The following is a 15876-nucleotide window of genomic DNA, read 5'->3' on the forward strand; positions in this document are numbered from 1 at the left end:
CGGGCAGAACCGGGCCCCGGCGTGACATCCCCGTCACGCCGGGGCCTTCGCCATGGGCGTCACGCCACGGGCTTCTCCATCAGCGTCACCGTGTACCGGCGGCCGTCGGGACCGACCTTCTCCAGGAGCGGGGCGAGGGCCGTGTACCCGGCGCCCTCGTAGTACGTCCCCAGGCGCGGATTGCGCGTCTCGCAGTCCAGCCGGGCCAGCGTCCGGCCCGAGGCGGCGATCCGCTCCTCCGCGTGCGCGAGCAGCATCCGCCCGGCGCCGGCGGGCGCCGCCTCCCGGTCGGTCATCAGCCGGTGCACGTACCCCGCCACCGGCGGCTGCGGCCCCCAGACCTCCCGGTCCTCCCACCACAGCTCGTACGCGCCGACGACCCGGTCCCCGTGGGACGCCAGCCACACCTCGCCCGCGGCGATGCGCGCCCGGAAGTGCTCGGCGCCCTTCCCGCCCGGCTTCCACTGGTCGATCCCGTTTCGCACCATCCAGGCGGCCGCCCCGTCGAACAGCCTCACCAGAAGGTCCGGATCGCGGTCGTCCGCCTGCCGGAAGGTCACTTGTGTCGTCATGGCGATCACCGTAAAGGTGTGGCCAGACATTCGACAGTTGTATCCCTCTGGCCGGGAGTGACCCTCATGCCGCAGATCACCGTGGACTACTCCGCGCCCCTCGACCGGCGCGGCTTCGCGCTCGCCCTGCACCCGCTGGTCGTCGAAACCGTGGACACCGAGCTGGACGCCTGCAAGACCCGCTTCCGCGAGGTCGAGGAGACCGTCGTCGGCGACGGCGCCACCGAGGACGAAATCGTGCACGTCGAGATCGCCCTGCTCTCCGGCCGCACGGACGACACCAAGGCGCGGCTCTCGAAGGCCGTCCTCGATCTGCTGCCGCAGTTCGTCAAGGCGACCGAGAACGTCCGGCTCTCCGTCGAGATCCGCGACCTCGAATCGTCCTATCGCAAGCGCTGATCGGGCACGGCGGGCGCCGCTCCGGCCGAGGGCACGAGCGCGACGAGCCGGGCCACCAGGTCCCCGAAGGGACCTTCGGCCGGCTCGTCGGCGAGGAGCCCGACCAGGATCTCCGCCATCTCCTCGTCGTAGGCGGCCGACACCGCGGCCAGCGCCGCGAAGTCGTGCACGAGCTGCAACTCCAGCTCCGCGCGCGGGACCCGGCGGCCGTCCAGCCAGAGCAGGGCCGTCGACTCGGCGAGCGACACCCAGGAGCGGACGACCAGTTCGAGCCGGGCCGAGGGCTTCTCGACCTTCAGGTGGGCGAGGATCTGCTCGTACGCGGCCTGGCGCACCTCGTCGATCATCGCGTTCGTCGTGGAGGAACCCACCGCCGGGCCGCCCCGCATGAGCGCGGCGAAACCGGGTCCGTGCTCGTCCACGAAGTCGAAGAACCGGCCCATCACCCGCAGCAGGCGCGCCCCCAGCGGGCCCCTGGACGGCTCCACGAACCTCGCCGCCAGCTCGTCGGCCGCCCGCCGCAGCGCCGCCTCGTAGAGGCTCTGCTTGCCGGGGAAGTAGTGGTAGACCAGCGGTCGGGAGATCCCCGCGGCCGCGGCGATCTCGTCGATGGACACCTCGTCGGGAGAGCGGTGGCTGAACAGTTCGAGGGCCACCCCGATCAGCTGCTGCTTGCGCTCCTCGACGCCCATCCTGCGGCGTACACCGGTCGTCATACGAACAGCCTAACGGGGTCCGTTACGCTCCTGGTCCATGAGCGCTTCCGACCAGGACACCAAGGCAGTCGAGGCCCCGGAGGCCCCCGAGGCCGTTGAGGCTCCTGAGAACGACGAGACCGCGGTCGAGACCGCCGAGGCCGACGCCGCAGAGGCCGCTGAAGAGGCCGCTGAAGAGGCCGCCGAAGAAGCGGAAGACCCCGAGGACGCCGAAGACGCCGATGAGGCCCCCGCGGTGGGGGGCCTCACCCCCAAGCAGGCGAGGAGACTCCGCGTCGCCGCCGCCTCCGTCCTCCTCGTCGCCCTCGCCGTCGTCCTGGTGATCCGCCTCGCGAGCCGGACGTCCGTCCTGGTCGTCGGGGTGTACGGCCTCGCGATGATCCTCTGCGGCGTCGTCATCGAGCTCTCCCGCAACGGCCGTACGCGGCTTGCGACCTGGATCCTGGTGAGCGGACTGCTCGCCGCCCTCGCCTTCGACTGGCTGATCCTGCCGTAGCGGGTCACAGGTCCGGGCCGGGGCGGGTCAGAGGTCCAGGACGAGCCGCTTCCCCGTGCAGCGCGAGACGCAGATCAGCATCGAGCCGTCCCGCTCCTCGTCGGTGAGCAGCTCGTCCCGGTGGTCGACCTCCCCCTCCAGGACCGACTGCCGGCACGTACCGCAGAAGCCCTGCCGGCAGGAGTACATGAGGCCGGGCACCTCCTCGCGGACCGCTTCGAGCACCGTCCGGTCGGCCGCCACCGTCACCGTACGGCCCGAGCGGCGCAGTTCGACCTCGAAGGCGGTGCCGCCGGCCGGCGCGGCGGCGGAGAAGCGCTCCAGTCGCGGGGCCCGGCCGTCGGGCATCGCCGCGCCGACCGCCTCCATCAGGCCGTCGGGCCCGCAGCAGTAGACCGCCGTCTCGGCGGGCACGTGCGCGAGGAAGTCCAGGGCGGGGAAGCCGGATTCGTCCTCGGCGACGACCGTGACGCGGTCGCCCCCGAGCCGCCCGACCTCGTCGAGGTACGGCATCGTGGCCCGGCTGCGGCCGCAGTACACGAGCCGCCAGTCCGCCCCGGCCGCCTCGGCGGCGCGCACCATCGGCAGGAGCGGGGTGATGCCGATGCCGCCGGCGACGAAGACGTAGGCGGGGGCGCCGACCAGCGGGAAGCGGTTGCGGGGGCCGCGGATCTCGATCTCCGTGCCCTCGTGGAGCTGCTCGTGCACCTCGCGCGAACCGCCCCGCCCGTCCTCGATCAGCCGCGTCGCGACGGTGTACGAGGACGGGTCGGCCGGATCGCCGCAGAGCGAGTACTGCCGCACGAGCCCGGACGGCAGGACGAGGTCGACATGGGCGCCCGGCTGCCAGGAGGGCAACCCGGCGCCCTCCAGGCGCAGTTCGACGACGCCCTCGGCGGGTGTGGCGCGTCCGGTCACGAGGACCCGGCGGGGGACCGTGCTGCCCCGGCCGTACCCGGACACGGGCACGTCGAGGGCGGGCATCGGCCACAGCGGGGCCGTGGACATCCGGCTGCGGACGGCGCGGCGGACGAGCAGCGCGGCCCCGGCGACGAGGGCGACGGTGGCGAACCGGGGCATCAGCGGCCTCCGTTGGCGCCGGGGGAGGAGGCGAGGTAGGCCAGCGCCTGCGCGGTGTCGCCCTCCTGGGAGGGGTGGTAGGCGCGGCTCATGTAGCGGGGTATCGAGCGCAGCATGGCCGGGGTGGAGGGCAGCACGCCCTGCCGGCCCTTGCGGTAGAACTGGCCGAAGGAGGCCTTGCCGTCGAGCAGGCTCGGGTCGTTCTCCATGAAGAAGCGGACGCCCCGCTGCCAGAGGAAGAGGAGCGCGCCCAGGCCGAGCGCCCAGGTGCGGGCGCGGCGCCGGTAGCCGCCGTCGAGGTGCATGAAGAGCTCGAAGGCGACCGAGCGGTGCTCGACCTCCTCCGCCCCGTGCCAGCGCAGCAGGTCGAGCATGGTGGGGTCGGCGCCGACCCGGTCGAGCTCGTCGGCGTTGAGGATCCAGTCGCCGAGGAAGGCCGTGTAGTGCTCGATGGCGGCGATCATCGCGACCCGCTCCATCAGCCACCAGCGGCGCGGCCGGCCCGGCGGCAGGGTCCGGTCCCCGAGGAGCTTCTCGAAGAACCAGTCGACCTGCGCGGTGTACGGGGTGGGGTCGAGGCCCAGCTTCTTCAGGTGGGGGAGGACGTCGTCGTGGGCCTGGGAGTGGACGGCCTCCTGGCCGATGAAGCCGATGACGTCCTCGCGCAGCCGGTCGTCGGTGATGTACGGCAGCGCCTGCTTGTAGACGTGCACGAACCACCGCTCGCCCGCCGGGAGCAGCAGGTGCAGCACGTTGATCGTGTGCGTGGTGAAGGGGTCGCCCGGGACCCAGTGGAGCGGGGTCTCCTCCCAGTCGAAGGAGACCTTGCGGGCCTTGAGTTCGACGTGCTCCGACGCCACCGGGGCAGGCTGCGTATTAGACATGATGTCAATGTACTGAGGGGTAAGGCGCTGGAACAGGCCTGCGCACCGCCTTTTTGCCGGTACGGGCGCCACCGGGCGTCAGCCCGCGCCCCGGTCGCTCACCGCAGCGAGGCTACCCGCCTGCCGTCCCGCAGGGTGCCGTCCAGATCCGCCCGCGCCCCCGCCTTCGCCTTCACCGCCAGGACCGGGCCGTCCGCGCGGCCCTTCACCCCGCCCGAGGTCTCCAGGGAGGCGAAGTCCGGACTGCCCGCCGCCAGGACGTACCAGCCGCCGCTCGGCGCCTGCCACAGCACGCCCGCGAGGACCCGGGGATCCCGCACGCCGCACGCGGGCGAGCCCTCGGACCGGGCGGCGAGCGCCGCCGGCACCTTCGGCGACGGTACGAGGAACTGGGCGAGGACCCGGCCGCCGGAGCCGCGCCAGGTCTCCGCGCGCGTGCACACCCAGGTGCCGTGTCCGGCGCGCTCGGGCAGCGGCTGGCGCGCGAACCGCCAGGCGTTCACGGACCGCACGCCGTGGGCGCGCACGGCCGGCAACTGGCAGGCCGTCCGCGCCCACGCCTCCAGCGACTCCTTCCCCGTCACGTCCACCGGCGCGTCGGGCGGGCCCCACAGGAGCCGGGCGGGCGCCAGCTCGCCCAGGTCGGAGAGGAGCCGCGTGCCCGAACCGTCCCGCACCTGGAGGCCGTTCCAGCGCGCGCACTCCTCCGCCTGCGCGGGGCTCGGCACGGGCTCGGTCACCCCCTGCGCGTCCCGGGCCAGCGGCCACGGCTCCTTCTCGGGCGCGAGCAGGTCCCGTACGGCCGTCTCCCGTACCCAGGGGGCCGTCAGAAAGCGGACGTTGCCCGAGGCGCGGGAGACGACGAGGGCGGTCGAACCGACGGCGTCGGCCGCGTCCGTCCGCGCGAAGTCCAGCGCGGCGCCGCCCGGGCCCGCCACCGGCTCCGCGTACCGCACGGCCCGCAGCCCGTCGTGGAACAGCACCACCCGGGCGCCGTCCACCGGCCCCGCGAACAGCAGCTGCGGCGGCCCCATCGGCGGCCCGACGGGTGTCCCGGGCGTCGCCGACGACCGTACGGTGAGCCCCGGCCGCGCCCACACGGCGAGCGCCCGCCGCAGCAGCGCCCGGTCCCCGGTGAGACCACCGCGCGCGGGCCAGACCGAGAAGTCCTGACGGACCGACCACGCCCAGGCGGTGGGCGGCACCCGCCTGACGGCACCCGGATCGAGCGCGGCCTCGGCGGCCGGGTTCCGGGCGTACGAGGGCGCGGCAGCACCGTTTCTGCCCCAGCCGTCCCCGGGCAGCCCGAGCAGCGTCCCGCACACGACGAGCGCGGCGACGGCGACGAGCGCGGCCCGCCCGTGCTGCCGCCGCCGCAGCAGATCGGTCGGCCGGGCCTGCAACGAACAGGGGTCGAACTCGGGCGACTCCAGCAGAGCGGCCCCACTGATCCGCCCACCGCCCCGCCGGCCCTGCCCGGCTTCGCCGACCCCGTGCGGCCGCCCACCGTCCCTGGCTCCGCCGGGCCCTTCGCCGCTTCCGATGCCCCTCCCGAGGCCTCCGGACCGCCCGCTGTCCCGGCCCCCGCCGTTGGCATCGCCTTCGCCGTTCCAGGCGCCGGCGAGGCGCCCTGGGCCGCCCGCCGCGGCCGGGCGCCCGGGCCCGCCCGCCCCGCCCGGGGTCCCCGTCCTGCCGGGCCCGCCCTGCTCGCCGACCCGCGCGGCGCGCCCGTCCCCGCCGGCCTGCCGGGCTGCGTCGGTCTGCCCGGCTCCGTCGCCGGGGCGGCGGGTGCGCTCGCCTTCGGCCGGGTCGCCGTCGCCCTTGCCTTCGGCCGGGCCGCCCGCGCCCGGTGCGGGCGCCTCGTCCATGAGCCCGGCGCCCTCCGTGAGCGGGTCGTCCTCCGCCGCGTCGACCGCGTCCGCCTCCGCGAGCGCCGCCGCCGGGTCGACGACGCCCGCCGCGGCCAGGACCCGCAGGACCTCCGGGTCGCCCTGGCGCTCCAGGCCGCGGAGCACGTACGCCGCACGGCCCGGGCCCGAGAGGGCGGACAGGCGCTGGTCCAGGGCCAGTTCGTCCGCGCCGCCCACCCGGGGGAAGACCCGCAGTCCCCACACCTGCGGCAGCAGTGGCGGGAACTGTGCCCGCCGCGGCAGCGCGCGCCGCCGCAGCGGGAGTCCGGCGACCAGGGCCTGTCGCAGCACCTCGCCCCGTACGTACGCGTAGCCGGGATCCACCGCGTCCTCGGGGTGCCGCGGCCCCGGGACCCCGGGACCCGGCACCCGGCGGCGCGGCAGCGAACGCTGCACGAGCGCGTGCGCGGTCAGCACCCGGCGGTTGCGGCCGAGCGTCGGCGGCAGCACGAGATAGGCGATGCGCACGAGGCGCGGATAGCGCTCGACGAGCGCGGCCTCGGCCTGCTCGACGTCGACGGGGCCCACGGGCGAGGGGTCGAGATCCTGGGTGCTCACGTTCAGCAGAACGAGCGATTCTTCCGATGGTCACCCCGGCCAAGGCCCCGCTCCCGTGGGCCTCAGGCCGAATGGACCGTCAACCGCTCGCGGATCAGAGCCGTCACCTCGTCCGGTACGCCGAGCCCCTCCCGTACGTACTTCTCCATCGAACCGTGCCGGACCGCCACCTCGTCGAGACCCGCCTCCAGGTACTCCGGCAGCACGCCGATCAGGTCGAGCGCCAGCTCGGGGTCCCCGCCCTGGGCGGTGAACCCCTCGATCATCGGCGCGAACGCCTGCCGCACCGCCGGATTGACCGACAGGTACTCGCCCAGCACCGTCTCCTCGTCCGCCCCGAGCAGCGACAGGACGACCGTCGCCGCCCACCCCGTCCGGTCCTTGCCCGCCGAGCAGTGGAAGAGCAGGGGGCCGGCGCCCGGCGTGCCCAGCTCGGTCAGCAGGGCGCCGTACGCGAGGCGGGCGGCGTCGCCGGAGACGAAGGTCCGGTAGGTGCGGGCGAAGGCCGCCCGCACCCGGCCCCCGCCGAGGTGCTCCTCGGCCAGCGCCGGGTCGGAGAGCAGCATCTTCAGCCGCGCGGCCGGCGGCAGCCCGCTGACGGCCAGCCGGTCGGCGAGCACGTCCGCGACGAGCAGCCGCGCGCCGGCCGGCAGGTGGTCCGGCCGCTCGCCGCGCTCGGTCTCCGTCCGCAGGTCGACGACCGTCCGGATGCCGAGCGCCGCCACCTCCGGCTCGGCCGGATCGAGCCGGTCGAGGTGCGCCGAGCGGAAGGCGAGACCCGACCGGACGGCGCGCCCGCCCCCGAGGGGCAGGCCCCCGAGATCGCGGAGATTGGCGACGGAGACGGCGGGGATGGCGGGCATGGCGTCGACTCCTCCGGTTCGTCCACTTCTGCTGTCGACCGTAGTGGATCACCCGGAATGCGGCAGTTCGTCAGCGGCCCTCGCCGCCGGAGGTGTACTTCGCCAGGAACTCCTCCTCCCTCTCGGACGAGAGGCCCTTCGCCAGCCGGTCCGGACGCCGCGGTGCGACCCCGCCGAGCGATTCCAGCCACGCCCAGGTGTCCGCGACCGTCTCTTCGGCCGGCCGGCAGCGCAGCCCGGCCGCGACCGCCCGGGAGACGTCGGCCGTGTACATCGCGTCGAACATCTCGCCCGGCGGCAGCCACACGGGCAGCTCGGTCCAGGGCTCGATGCCGGCCTCGACGATCGCCTCCGGCTCCGCCCACCGCAGCTCGACGTCCGCCCCGGTCGCCCGGACGCAGGCGTCGAGCAGCTCACCCATGGTCGTGTGCCCGGGCGGCGAGACGAGGTTGTACGGCCCCGAGAGCCCGGCCGCCACCGCGTCGAGCGTCCACTCGGCGAGGTCGCGGGCGTCGACGTACTGGACGGGGAGCGTGCGCGGCCCCGGGGCCAGGACCGTCCCGCCCCGCGCGATCCGGCCCAGCCACCAGGGGAGCCGGCCGACGTTCTCGTACGGGCCGATGATCAGGCCCGCACGGACGTGCAGCGTCCGCTCCGCCCCGAAGGCGGCCGTCGCGGCGAGCTCGCCGCCCATCTTGGCCTCCGCGTAGGGCACGTCCCCGGCGTCGGGCGAGCCCTCCACCAGCGGGCCGTCCTCCGCCAGCCCGGCGGCCGGCGGCCAGGCGTAGACGGAGCGGCTCGACACGTACGCGAACCGCCCGACCCGGTCCGCGAGCAGCCGCGCCGCGTCCCGGACCGCCGAGGGCGCGGCCGACCAGGTGTCCACGACGGCGTCCCAGGAACCGGTCGCGAGGGCGGCGAGCCCCTCCGGGCCGGCGGTGCGGTCGCCGTGCAGGGAGTGGACGCCGGCCGGGGGTGCGTGGCGGCCCCGGTGGAAGACCGTCACCTCCCAGCCCCGGCCCAGAGCCGCCTCGACGATCGCGCGACCCACGAATTCCGTACCACCGAGAATCAGCAATTTCATGATCGAAGAGTGCCCCGGAGGCGACGGCCGAGGCCAGGGGATTCCGCTCCGGGAGGATTCCGCCGGGGGAGGAACGCGACGGTGCGGGCAAGGGTGTGACGGAGGGTGGGAGGGCGGTCTGTTCGGCCGGATGGCGGGATGGCACCATTGCGGGCGATGACGGATGCCCGGTCGCCGCTGCGCGCCCTGCGAGCCGCAGTTTTCGCGGTGGTGTGCGTGACTTTGGCCGCTGTGGGGCATTCGTCCATGTCTGCGCACCAGCTTCCCGCGCCCGCCCTGCTCGGCGCCCTCGCCGCGACGGCCGTCGCCGCCTGGGCCGCGGCCGGACGGCGGCGGGGCACCCCGACGATCGCGGGCGCCATGCTCGTCGTCCAGGGCGCGCTGCACCTGCTCTTCTCGATGACGGGCGCGCACCCGGCGGCCCAGGCCGTGGGCGACGCGAAGGCGGCGACGCACACGCACGCCATGACCGGCGGACACCCGTCCATGGGTTCCATGAACCCCATGGCTTCCATGAACCCCGTGGAGTCCATGCCCATGAGCCCCGGGGGCCCCATGAGCCCCACGGTCATGGACTCCGGCGTCGGCATGCTCGCCGTCCACCTCCTCGCCGCCGTCCTCTGCGGCCTCTGGCTCGCCCACGGCGAAGCCGCGTTCTTCACGCTCGCCGAGGCCGCCCTGGCGTACGCGTTCACCCCGCTGCGCCTGCTGTTCGCGCGCGTCCGCGTCCCCGACGCCCCGCGCGGCCCGGTCCGCAGGCCGCGCGGGAACGCCCACCGTCCCCACACCGTCGTCCTCGCGCACACCGTCTCCCGGCGCGGCCCGCCCCGGCTGTCCCTACCCCGCGCCACGGCCCTCGGAGCACACGTCTGACACCGGGGGTCTCCTCCCGTTGTCCACGTCGAATCCAAGGACGGACAGTCATGACCATCGACGATCCCGCGCGCCCGGAAACCACCGAGGCACCACCGTCGGAAGCCCCCGAAGCCCCCGAAGCCCCCGAAGCCCCCGAAGCCGCTGAAGGCGCTGAAGGCGCTGAAGGCGCTGAAGGCGCCGAAGCCACCCGGGCCACCGGCTCCGCGGCGAACACCCCCCGCAGGACCGGCACCTGGAGCGCCCTGCGCCCCCTCGTCCTGCGTCTCCACTTCTTCGCGGGCGTCCTCGTCGCCCCGTTCCTCCTCGTGGCCGCCGCCAGCGGCCTGCTCTACGCGCTCTCCTTCCCGGCCGAGAAGGTGATCTACGCGCACGAGCTGGAGGTCCCCGTCGGCGACACCGCCCTGCCGCTCTCGCAGCAGGTGAACATCGCCCGCAAGGTCAACCCGAACGGCACCGTCACCGCCGTCTGGCCCGGCGCCGAACCGGACGCCAGCACCCGGGTCCTGATGGCCGACCCCGACGTCCCCGAGGGCACGTCGCTCGCCGTCTTCGTCGACCCGTACACCGGGGAGGTACGGGGACAGCTGCCCAGCTTCGGCAGCTCCGGCGCCCTGCCGCTGCGGACCTGGATCGACGGGCTCCACGCCGACCTGCACCTCGGTGAACTCGGCCGCAACTACAGCGAGCTGGCCGCCAGCTGGCTGTGGGTGATAGCCCTCGGCGGTCTGCTGCTCTGGCTCGGCCGCCGCAGGAAGAACCGCCGCGCGCTCTTCGTCCCCGAGGGCGGCCCGAAGTCCCGCCGCCGCACGCTCTCCTGGCACGGCTCGGTCGGCCTGTGGGCCGTGACCGGCCTCGTCCTGCTCTCCGCGACGGGCCTGACCTGGTCGCGGTACGCGGGCGAGAACATCGGCGCCGTCCAGGACGGCCTCGGCGGCGCGACGCCCACGCTGACCGCGACCCTCGGCGGCGCGGCCGCCGGCGGCTCCGAGCACGAGGGCCACGGCGCCGGCCATCAGACCGGCACCACCCCGCAGGGCCCGGACATCGGCGTCGACAAGGCGGTCGAGGCGGCCCGCGCGGCCGGCATCGACAGCCCGCGCATCTCGGTCGTCCTGCCCGCCGACGGCAAGGGGTACGTGGTCAAGGAGACCGACACGCAGTTCCCGCTCCAGCTGGACTCGGCGGCCGTGAACCCGGCGGACGGCGCGGTCCTCGACCGCCTCGCCTTCGCCGACTACCCGCTCCTCGCCAAGCTGACCCGCATCGGCATCGACGCGCACACCGGCGTGTTCCTCGGCCTGTTCAACCAGCTGGCGCTCGCGGCCCTCGCGCTCTCCCTGATCCTGCTGATCCTCTGGGGCTACCGCATGTGGTGGCAGCGCCGCCCGGGCCGCCCGGTGGCGCGCGGGGCCTGGCGCAAGGTCCCGGTGACGATGCTGCTGCCGCTCGCGGCGGTCACGGCGCTGGTCGGCTGGTTCGTCCCGCTGCTCGGCCTCAGCCTGCTGCTGTTCCTGGCGGTGGACCTCACCCTCGCCCTGGTGGCGAAGCTGCGGGCGAGGTCCACCCGGACCACCTGACCGAGGTCAGGGCGTGTACTTGTAGCCGACCCGCCGCACGGTCCGGATCGCGTGGCGGTGCTCGGCGCCCAGCTTCCGGCGCAGCCGGGCCACGTGCACGTCGACCGTGCGACCGTCGCCGACGTGCCCGTACCCCCACACCGTCGTGACCAACTGGTCGCGGGTGTGCACCCGGTGAGGGTGCGCCACGAGATGGGCGAGGAGCTCGAACTCCAGATATGTCAGGTCGAGCTCCTCCCCGTCCACGACGGCGATCCGCCGGACCCCGTCGATGGCCACCGGACCCTGCTCCTCCGGCGCGGCAGGCGGGGCGGGGACGGGGGCGGCCACGGGCACCTGCGGCTGCTGGTCGGCCGGTACGAGCACGAGGTACCCGACCATCGGCGGCCGCCCCGGCAGCGTCGGCAGCGCGTGCTGCGGCGCGGGCAGCAGGGTGGCGCCGGGCGGCAGGAGGTCCGCCACCTGGGAGAGCGGCGAGAGCGGGGGGAGACCGGCGACCTCGTTGGGGTCGACGGCCCGGAGCCGGTGCCGGCCGGGACGGACGGCGGTGGCGGTGAGAGGAGCGGTCTGGATGTGGGCCATGGGAAGTCAGCTCTTTCGCGCGGAGAAACGAACGGACAGGCGTCGTGCGTCAGTCGTCGTGCGCGTCGGCCGAAGGCCGGGGATCGGACCGTACCGATCCGGGCTTTAGAGGGCCGACGCGTTCCTCGCGCGGCAACAGACCCGGTCGAAGTCGTCGTGCTGCCTGGACGGCCAGAACGGCTCCAGGTCGTCACGACCTGTCGCGGTCTCGTTCTCCCTCGTGGCCATATCCCTATTGAACCAGAAGGGAATGCCTCCGACGAGCCTTTCGTCGGCCAAACCCCGTGTCATCCGTCCCACATGACGGAAGAGGCGCCCACCGTGCGAAACGGTGGGCGCCTCTTCCGAAGTGCGCGCGCGTCGATCCGGGACGGGGATCGGACGGGCTGGGATCAGACCTGGCCGGCCTTCTCCAGGGCCTCGCAGCAGGTGTCCACCAGCAGGCGGGTCACCACGTACGGGTCCACGTTCGCGTTCGGGCGGCGGTCCTCGATGTAGCCCTTCTGGTCCTGCTCGACCTGCCACGGGATGCGGACCGAGGCGCCGCGGTCCGAGACGCCGTAGGAGTACTTGTCCCACGGGGCGGTCTCGTGCAGACCCGTCAGGCGGTCGTCGATGCCGGCGCCGTAGTTCTTGACGTGGTCGAGCGGCTTCGAGCCCTCGCCGAGGGACTCGGCGGCGGTGATGATGGCGTCGTAGCGCTCGCGCATCGCCTTGGTGGAGAAGTTGGTGTGCGCGCCCGCGCCGTTCCAGTCGCCCTTCACCGGCTTCGGGTCCAGCGTCGCGGAGACCTTGAAGTCCTCGGCCGTGCGGTAGAGCAGCCAGCGGGCGACCCACAGCTGGTCCGAGACCTCCAGCGGCGCCAGCGGGCCGACCTGGAACTCCCACTGGCCCGGCATGACCTCGGCGTTGATGCCGGAGATGCCCAGACCGGCGGTGAGGCAGTTCTCCAGGTGCGCCTCGACGATGTCACGGCCGAAGATCTCGTCGGCGCCGACACCGCAGTAGTAGCCGCCCTGCGGGGCCGGGAAGCCGCCGACCGGGAAGCCGAGCGGACGCTCGCCGTCGAAGAAGGTGTACTCCTGCTCGATGCCGAAGATCGGCTCCTGCGCGGCGTACTTGGCGGCGACCTCGGCGAGCGCGGCACGCGTGTTGGACTCGTGCGGCGTCATGTCCGTGTTGAGGACCTCGCACAGCACCAGGATGTCGTCGCCGCCGCGGATCGGGTCCGGGCAGACGAAGACCGGCTTGAGGACGCGGTCGGAGGCGTGGCCCTTGGCCTGGTTCGTGCTGGAACCGTCGAAGCCCCAGATCGGCAGCTCGTCGAGCGCGGTGCCACCGCTCACGATGATCTTCGTCTTGGAACGAAGCTTCGCGGTCGGCTCGGTGCCGTCGATCCAGATGTACTCAGCCTTGAAGGTCACGGGCCTCATCCTTTGGGCGTGCTGCTGCGGGTGCGCGGCGGCTCGCGGCGCTGCGAGAGCTGCGGTGTGTTGTTCGGTGTCCGGTCGCAGCTTCGCAACACGGGATTTCCCGTCGGTTGCCCGTTTGTGAACCCCGTGTTACTCAGCCTTCCTCTTTTTCCCGCAGGCGCCGTGCGACGACGTGCGTGTCGAGCAGCCCGCCGAGCCCCGCCGCCTCGATCCGCCGCACGATCTCCGCGTACGAGGTACCGAGGGCCTCCGCCGTCTCCCCCAGGTGCCAGTCGTGGTCCGCGAGCCGCTGCAGCAGGTGCCCCTTCCGGATCTGCTTGTCGGAGAGCCGGAAGGTCTTCAGATAGGCAGCCCGCCCCTTGTGGTCGGTGATCAGCTCGCCGATGTGCTGCTCCCGCCCGTCCCGCAGGAACGGCGGCAGGAACCGGTACAGGTCGAAGCCCCCCATCCGGTACACCCGGTCGAAGGCGTACGAGGTCTCCAGGAGGTCCCGCGCCATCAGCCCGTCGTGCGCCTCCGCCCAGGCACGCTCCTTCTGCCGCGCCGCCGCCCGCAGGTCCGCGAGGGTACGGATGCCGCCGACGCCGTCCCGGATCCGCGCCGTGAACTCCGGCACCGGTCCGCCGAAGTACGCGTAGTGGTGGACCAGCTCGCCGTACAGGTCCTCGACGAGCGTCGGGTGCAGCACGCGGTAGTCGTCCGGGTGCGGGACGACGAAGGCCGCGGCCAGGGCGTCGGCCACGTACAGGAGCATCCCGCACTGGCCCGGGTGGAGCTCGAAGATCCGCAGCGCCTCGGTGAGCCCGGGCACCGCCCAGCCCGCGTACGCCGCTTCGGCGCGCGGCGACAGGCCCTGCCCGAGGGCCTTGCGGGACCAGTCGTCCCAGACCACGGACGGGCCGCCGAAGTGCAGCGCGAGGTAGCCGTCGAGGGCGAGGTGGAGCGGCAGGAAACGCAGCCGCCGCTCGCCCTGCCGCCGCTTGGCCAGCCGGTGCAGGCGGCGCACGGGCACGCACGGGGGCGCGCCCTCGCCGCCGAGCAGGGTCCCGTAGGCGGCGGACTCGGCGCCCTTCTCCGCGCCCGCCTCCGCCCCCGTCCAGTCGGCGACGAAGCCGTGCGGGACGTACGACGTGTAGGTCGTCCGGTCGCCGAGGTCCACGGTGGCGAGGCCCGAGCCCTCGTACAGCTCCCGGCGCAGCCGCAGCCCGGCCATCGGCTCGTCCCGCACCAGCGGCACGATCCGCACCCCGCCCCACACCTGCGCCGGCCGGACGTCGAGTCCGGTCAGATCGATCCGCGTCATCCCCCGGCCTCCGTCAGGAACAGCTCCACGCGACGGTCCAGATACGCCCCCAGCTCCGCGAATCCCGTCCGCCCCTCCGCGAACTGCGCGATCTCCACCAGGGCCGCCAGATCCTCCGCGTCCCGGATCCCCGCCGTCGGCACGCTCGGCGCCAGCCGGCGCACGTCGAAGCCCTCGGCGTCGTATACGGGGTTGAGGTGCACGACACTCGTCCGGCGCTCGGCGTCGAGCCGTGTGCGCCACACTCGCAGGACCTCTCCCGCGAGCCCCGGCGGCGCGTTGTCCCAGCCGTCCGAGACGATCACGACCCGGTCGGGGCCGGTCTCCAGGGCGTCCAGGATCCGCATGCCCAGCGGCGTCGGCCCGTGCGGCCGGACGAGCAGCGGATCGGAGTCGCCCGAGGTCCACAGCGCGGTGTACGCCCCCGGCGCCGCGAGGGCCTCCAGGAGGAAGTGGCAGCCCAGCGCGACGGCCAGCGGACGGCGCCGCTTCACCGCCGAACCGGACGAGGAGAAGCTGTCGTCGAGCACCGCGGCGACCCGCCCCCAGCTCCCCGCGTACGACCCCGCGGCGCGCCGGGCGGCGGCGCGCAGCGCGTGCGTCAGCTCGGCCCGCCGCTCCACCCGCTCGCCGAACGGCAGCGAGAGGACGTACAGCGCGAGCCGGGTGAGCGGCATGACGGTCAGATCTGCGGCCCGCTCCGTCCTGAGCTGTTCGAGCCGCGTCATCCGGGGCGCGATCCGCTCCAGGAACACCTCGCGCGGCACCTTGTGCCGGGCGGCGAAGCCCTCGGCGACCGTGAACGGCAGCTCGTACAGCGCGCCCTGCTCGTGGTGCGCGCGGCGGTACGCGTCGAGGGTGGCGTTCCCGTACCGGACGCGCCGGCCCGGCGCGAAGAGGAAGTCGCCGGTCTCGGCGTCGGCGGGCCGGCCGTGGACGTGCCGGAGGGCGGCCTTCAGCCCGGGCCGGTACTTCACGGCGTCCAGCGCCGGATCGGGCCGGGCGGCGAGCCACGCGCGCACGATCGCGCGCGTGCGGCGGTTGTTGACGCCGGCGGCGCGCAGCGCGCGGAACAGCCGGTAGACGCGCTGCGGCGGCAGCAGCGCGAGCCGTGCGGCGATCAGCCGGCCCTCGGCCCGCTTCTCCTCGGGCCCGCCCGCCTCGTGGGGCGTGCGCAGCAGCTGCTCGACGATCAGGGCGGCGTTGTGGTGGTTGATGTCGAGGGCGAGCGCGGCCGCGTACACGGGGCGGTAGTTGACCCGTACGTACTCGTGGACGAACCGCAGCGAGAAGTGCTGCGCGGCGGCGGTCGAGCGGAACTCGCGCTGGCCGGTGGCGGTCACGGCGGCGTTGACGAAGAGGAGCACGTCCTCGGCGGCGACGAGCTCGGACAAGGCTCTCCCCTTCTCTTGGGCGCCGGCCGGGGAATGGGGGCACGAACAGCGAAGACGTTGCTTCAGAGGCAGGTTCCGGAAGTCGTGCCGAAGTCCCGCGGCCGGCGGGTCGACGCTAACACCGGAAGGGGGGAGGCCCGCCACCTGGT

16 protein-coding genes are annotated in these 15876 nt (G+C 74.1%); 4 read left to right on the forward strand and 12 right to left on the reverse strand.

Annotation, left to right across the window (positions count from 1 at the left end; genetic code table 11):
* Positions 1–59: 59 nt before the first annotated feature.
* Positions 60–572 (reverse strand): GNAT family N-acetyltransferase, encoded by a 513-nt coding sequence (locus DEJ46_RS28700; RefSeq protein WP_223835180.1) that lies wholly within the window; start codon positions 570–572, stop codon positions 60–62.
* Between the two features lie 66 nt (positions 573–638).
* On the opposite strand from DEJ46_RS28700, the gene DEJ46_RS28705 reads away from it, so the two are divergent.
* Entirely contained in the window at positions 639–971 is a 333-nt protein-coding gene (locus tag DEJ46_RS28705) for a 5-carboxymethyl-2-hydroxymuconate Delta-isomerase (protein WP_150270948.1), read from the forward strand.
* Here the strand turns inward: DEJ46_RS28705 and DEJ46_RS28710 are convergent.
* Positions 956–1687, reverse strand: coding sequence for a TetR/AcrR family transcriptional regulator (locus tag DEJ46_RS28710; protein WP_150270949.1), 732 nt, complete (start codon positions 1685–1687; stop codon positions 956–958). The genes DEJ46_RS28705 and DEJ46_RS28710 overlap by 16 nt on opposite strands.
* Before the next feature lie 37 nt (positions 1688–1724).
* Here DEJ46_RS28710 and DEJ46_RS28715 point away from each other — a divergent pair, with 37 nt between their 5' ends.
* Positions 1725–2183 (forward strand): hypothetical protein, encoded by a 459-nt coding sequence (locus DEJ46_RS28715; RefSeq protein ID WP_150270951.1) that lies wholly within the window; start codon positions 1725–1727, stop codon positions 2181–2183.
* Positions 2184–2210: 27 nt separating this feature from the next.
* On the opposite strand, the gene DEJ46_RS28720 is transcribed toward DEJ46_RS28715, so the two are convergent.
* The 5 genes from DEJ46_RS28720 to DEJ46_RS28740 all read right to left on the reverse strand — a co-directional run bounded on the left by DEJ46_RS28720 (position 2211) and on the right by DEJ46_RS28740 (position 8562).
* Complete coding sequence (locus DEJ46_RS28720; protein WP_150270953.1) at positions 2211–3263, reverse strand: PDR/VanB family oxidoreductase; 1053 nt, start codon at positions 3261–3263, stop codon at positions 2211–2213.
* The gene (locus DEJ46_RS28725) at positions 3263–4147 is read right to left on the reverse strand and encodes a metal-dependent hydrolase (RefSeq protein WP_150270955.1); all 885 of its coding nucleotides are present in this window, start codon (positions 4145–4147) and stop codon (positions 3263–3265) included. Before DEJ46_RS28725 ends, DEJ46_RS28720 begins: the two co-directional genes overlap by 1 nt.
* A gap of 98 nt (positions 4148–4245) precedes the next feature.
* Positions 4246–6615 (reverse strand): hypothetical protein, encoded by a 2370-nt coding sequence (locus tag DEJ46_RS28730; protein ID WP_150270957.1) that lies wholly within the window; start codon positions 6613–6615, stop codon positions 4246–4248.
* Positions 6616–6677: 62 nt separating this feature from the next.
* Positions 6678–7478: a tyrosine-protein phosphatase gene (locus tag DEJ46_RS28735; RefSeq protein ID WP_150270959.1), complete on the reverse strand. Its 801-nt coding sequence runs from the start codon at positions 7476–7478 to the stop codon at positions 6678–6680.
* A 70-nt stretch (positions 7479–7548) separates the two neighbouring features.
* Positions 7549–8562, reverse strand: coding sequence for an NAD-dependent epimerase/dehydratase family protein (locus DEJ46_RS28740; protein WP_190622946.1), 1014 nt, complete (start codon positions 8560–8562; stop codon positions 7549–7551).
* Positions 8563–8808: 246 nt separating this feature from the next.
* Here DEJ46_RS28740 and DEJ46_RS28745 point away from each other — a divergent pair, with 246 nt between their 5' ends.
* Positions 8809–9435, forward strand: a complete 627-nt coding sequence (locus DEJ46_RS28745) for a hypothetical protein (protein WP_223835181.1) — start codon at positions 8809–8811, stop codon at positions 9433–9435.
* A gap of 50 nt (positions 9436–9485) precedes the next feature.
* A complete protein-coding gene (locus DEJ46_RS28750; RefSeq protein WP_150270963.1) occupies positions 9486–11015 on the forward strand; it encodes a PepSY-associated TM helix domain-containing protein in 1530 nt (509 codons plus the stop codon).
* Positions 11016–11021: 6 nt separating this feature from the next.
* Here the strand turns inward: DEJ46_RS28750 and DEJ46_RS28755 are convergent, their stop codons facing one another.
* From DEJ46_RS28755 to DEJ46_RS28770, 5 genes are all read right to left on the reverse strand, one after another.
* Positions 11022–11597: a winged helix-turn-helix domain-containing protein gene (locus DEJ46_RS28755; protein WP_150270965.1), complete on the reverse strand. Its 576-nt coding sequence runs from the start codon at positions 11595–11597 to the stop codon at positions 11022–11024.
* Between the two features lie 105 nt (positions 11598–11702).
* The gene (locus DEJ46_RS40560; RefSeq protein WP_263411762.1) at positions 11703–11825 is read right to left on the reverse strand and encodes a hypothetical protein; all 123 of its coding nucleotides are present in this window, start codon (positions 11823–11825) and stop codon (positions 11703–11705) included.
* A 164-nt stretch (positions 11826–11989) separates the two neighbouring features.
* Positions 11990–13021: a glutamine synthetase gene (gene glnII, locus DEJ46_RS28760; RefSeq protein ID WP_150270967.1), complete on the reverse strand. Its 1032-nt coding sequence runs from the start codon at positions 13019–13021 to the stop codon at positions 11990–11992.
* 142 nt (positions 13022–13163) lie between these two features.
* A complete protein-coding gene (locus DEJ46_RS28765; RefSeq protein WP_150270969.1) occupies positions 13164–14333 on the reverse strand; it encodes an ARPP-2 domain-containing protein in 1170 nt (389 codons plus the stop codon).
* Positions 14330–15727, reverse strand: a complete 1398-nt coding sequence (locus DEJ46_RS28770; protein ID WP_150270971.1) for a hypothetical protein — start codon at positions 15725–15727, stop codon at positions 14330–14332. The genes DEJ46_RS28765 and DEJ46_RS28770 overlap by 4 nt, the downstream gene beginning before the upstream one ends.
* Positions 15728–15876: the final 149 nt, after the last annotated feature.

Origin of the sequence: Streptomyces venezuelae, assembly GCF_008642375.1 — a bacterium.
Classification (GTDB): domain Bacteria; phylum Actinomycetota; class Actinomycetes; order Streptomycetales; family Streptomycetaceae; genus Streptomyces; species Streptomyces venezuelae_G.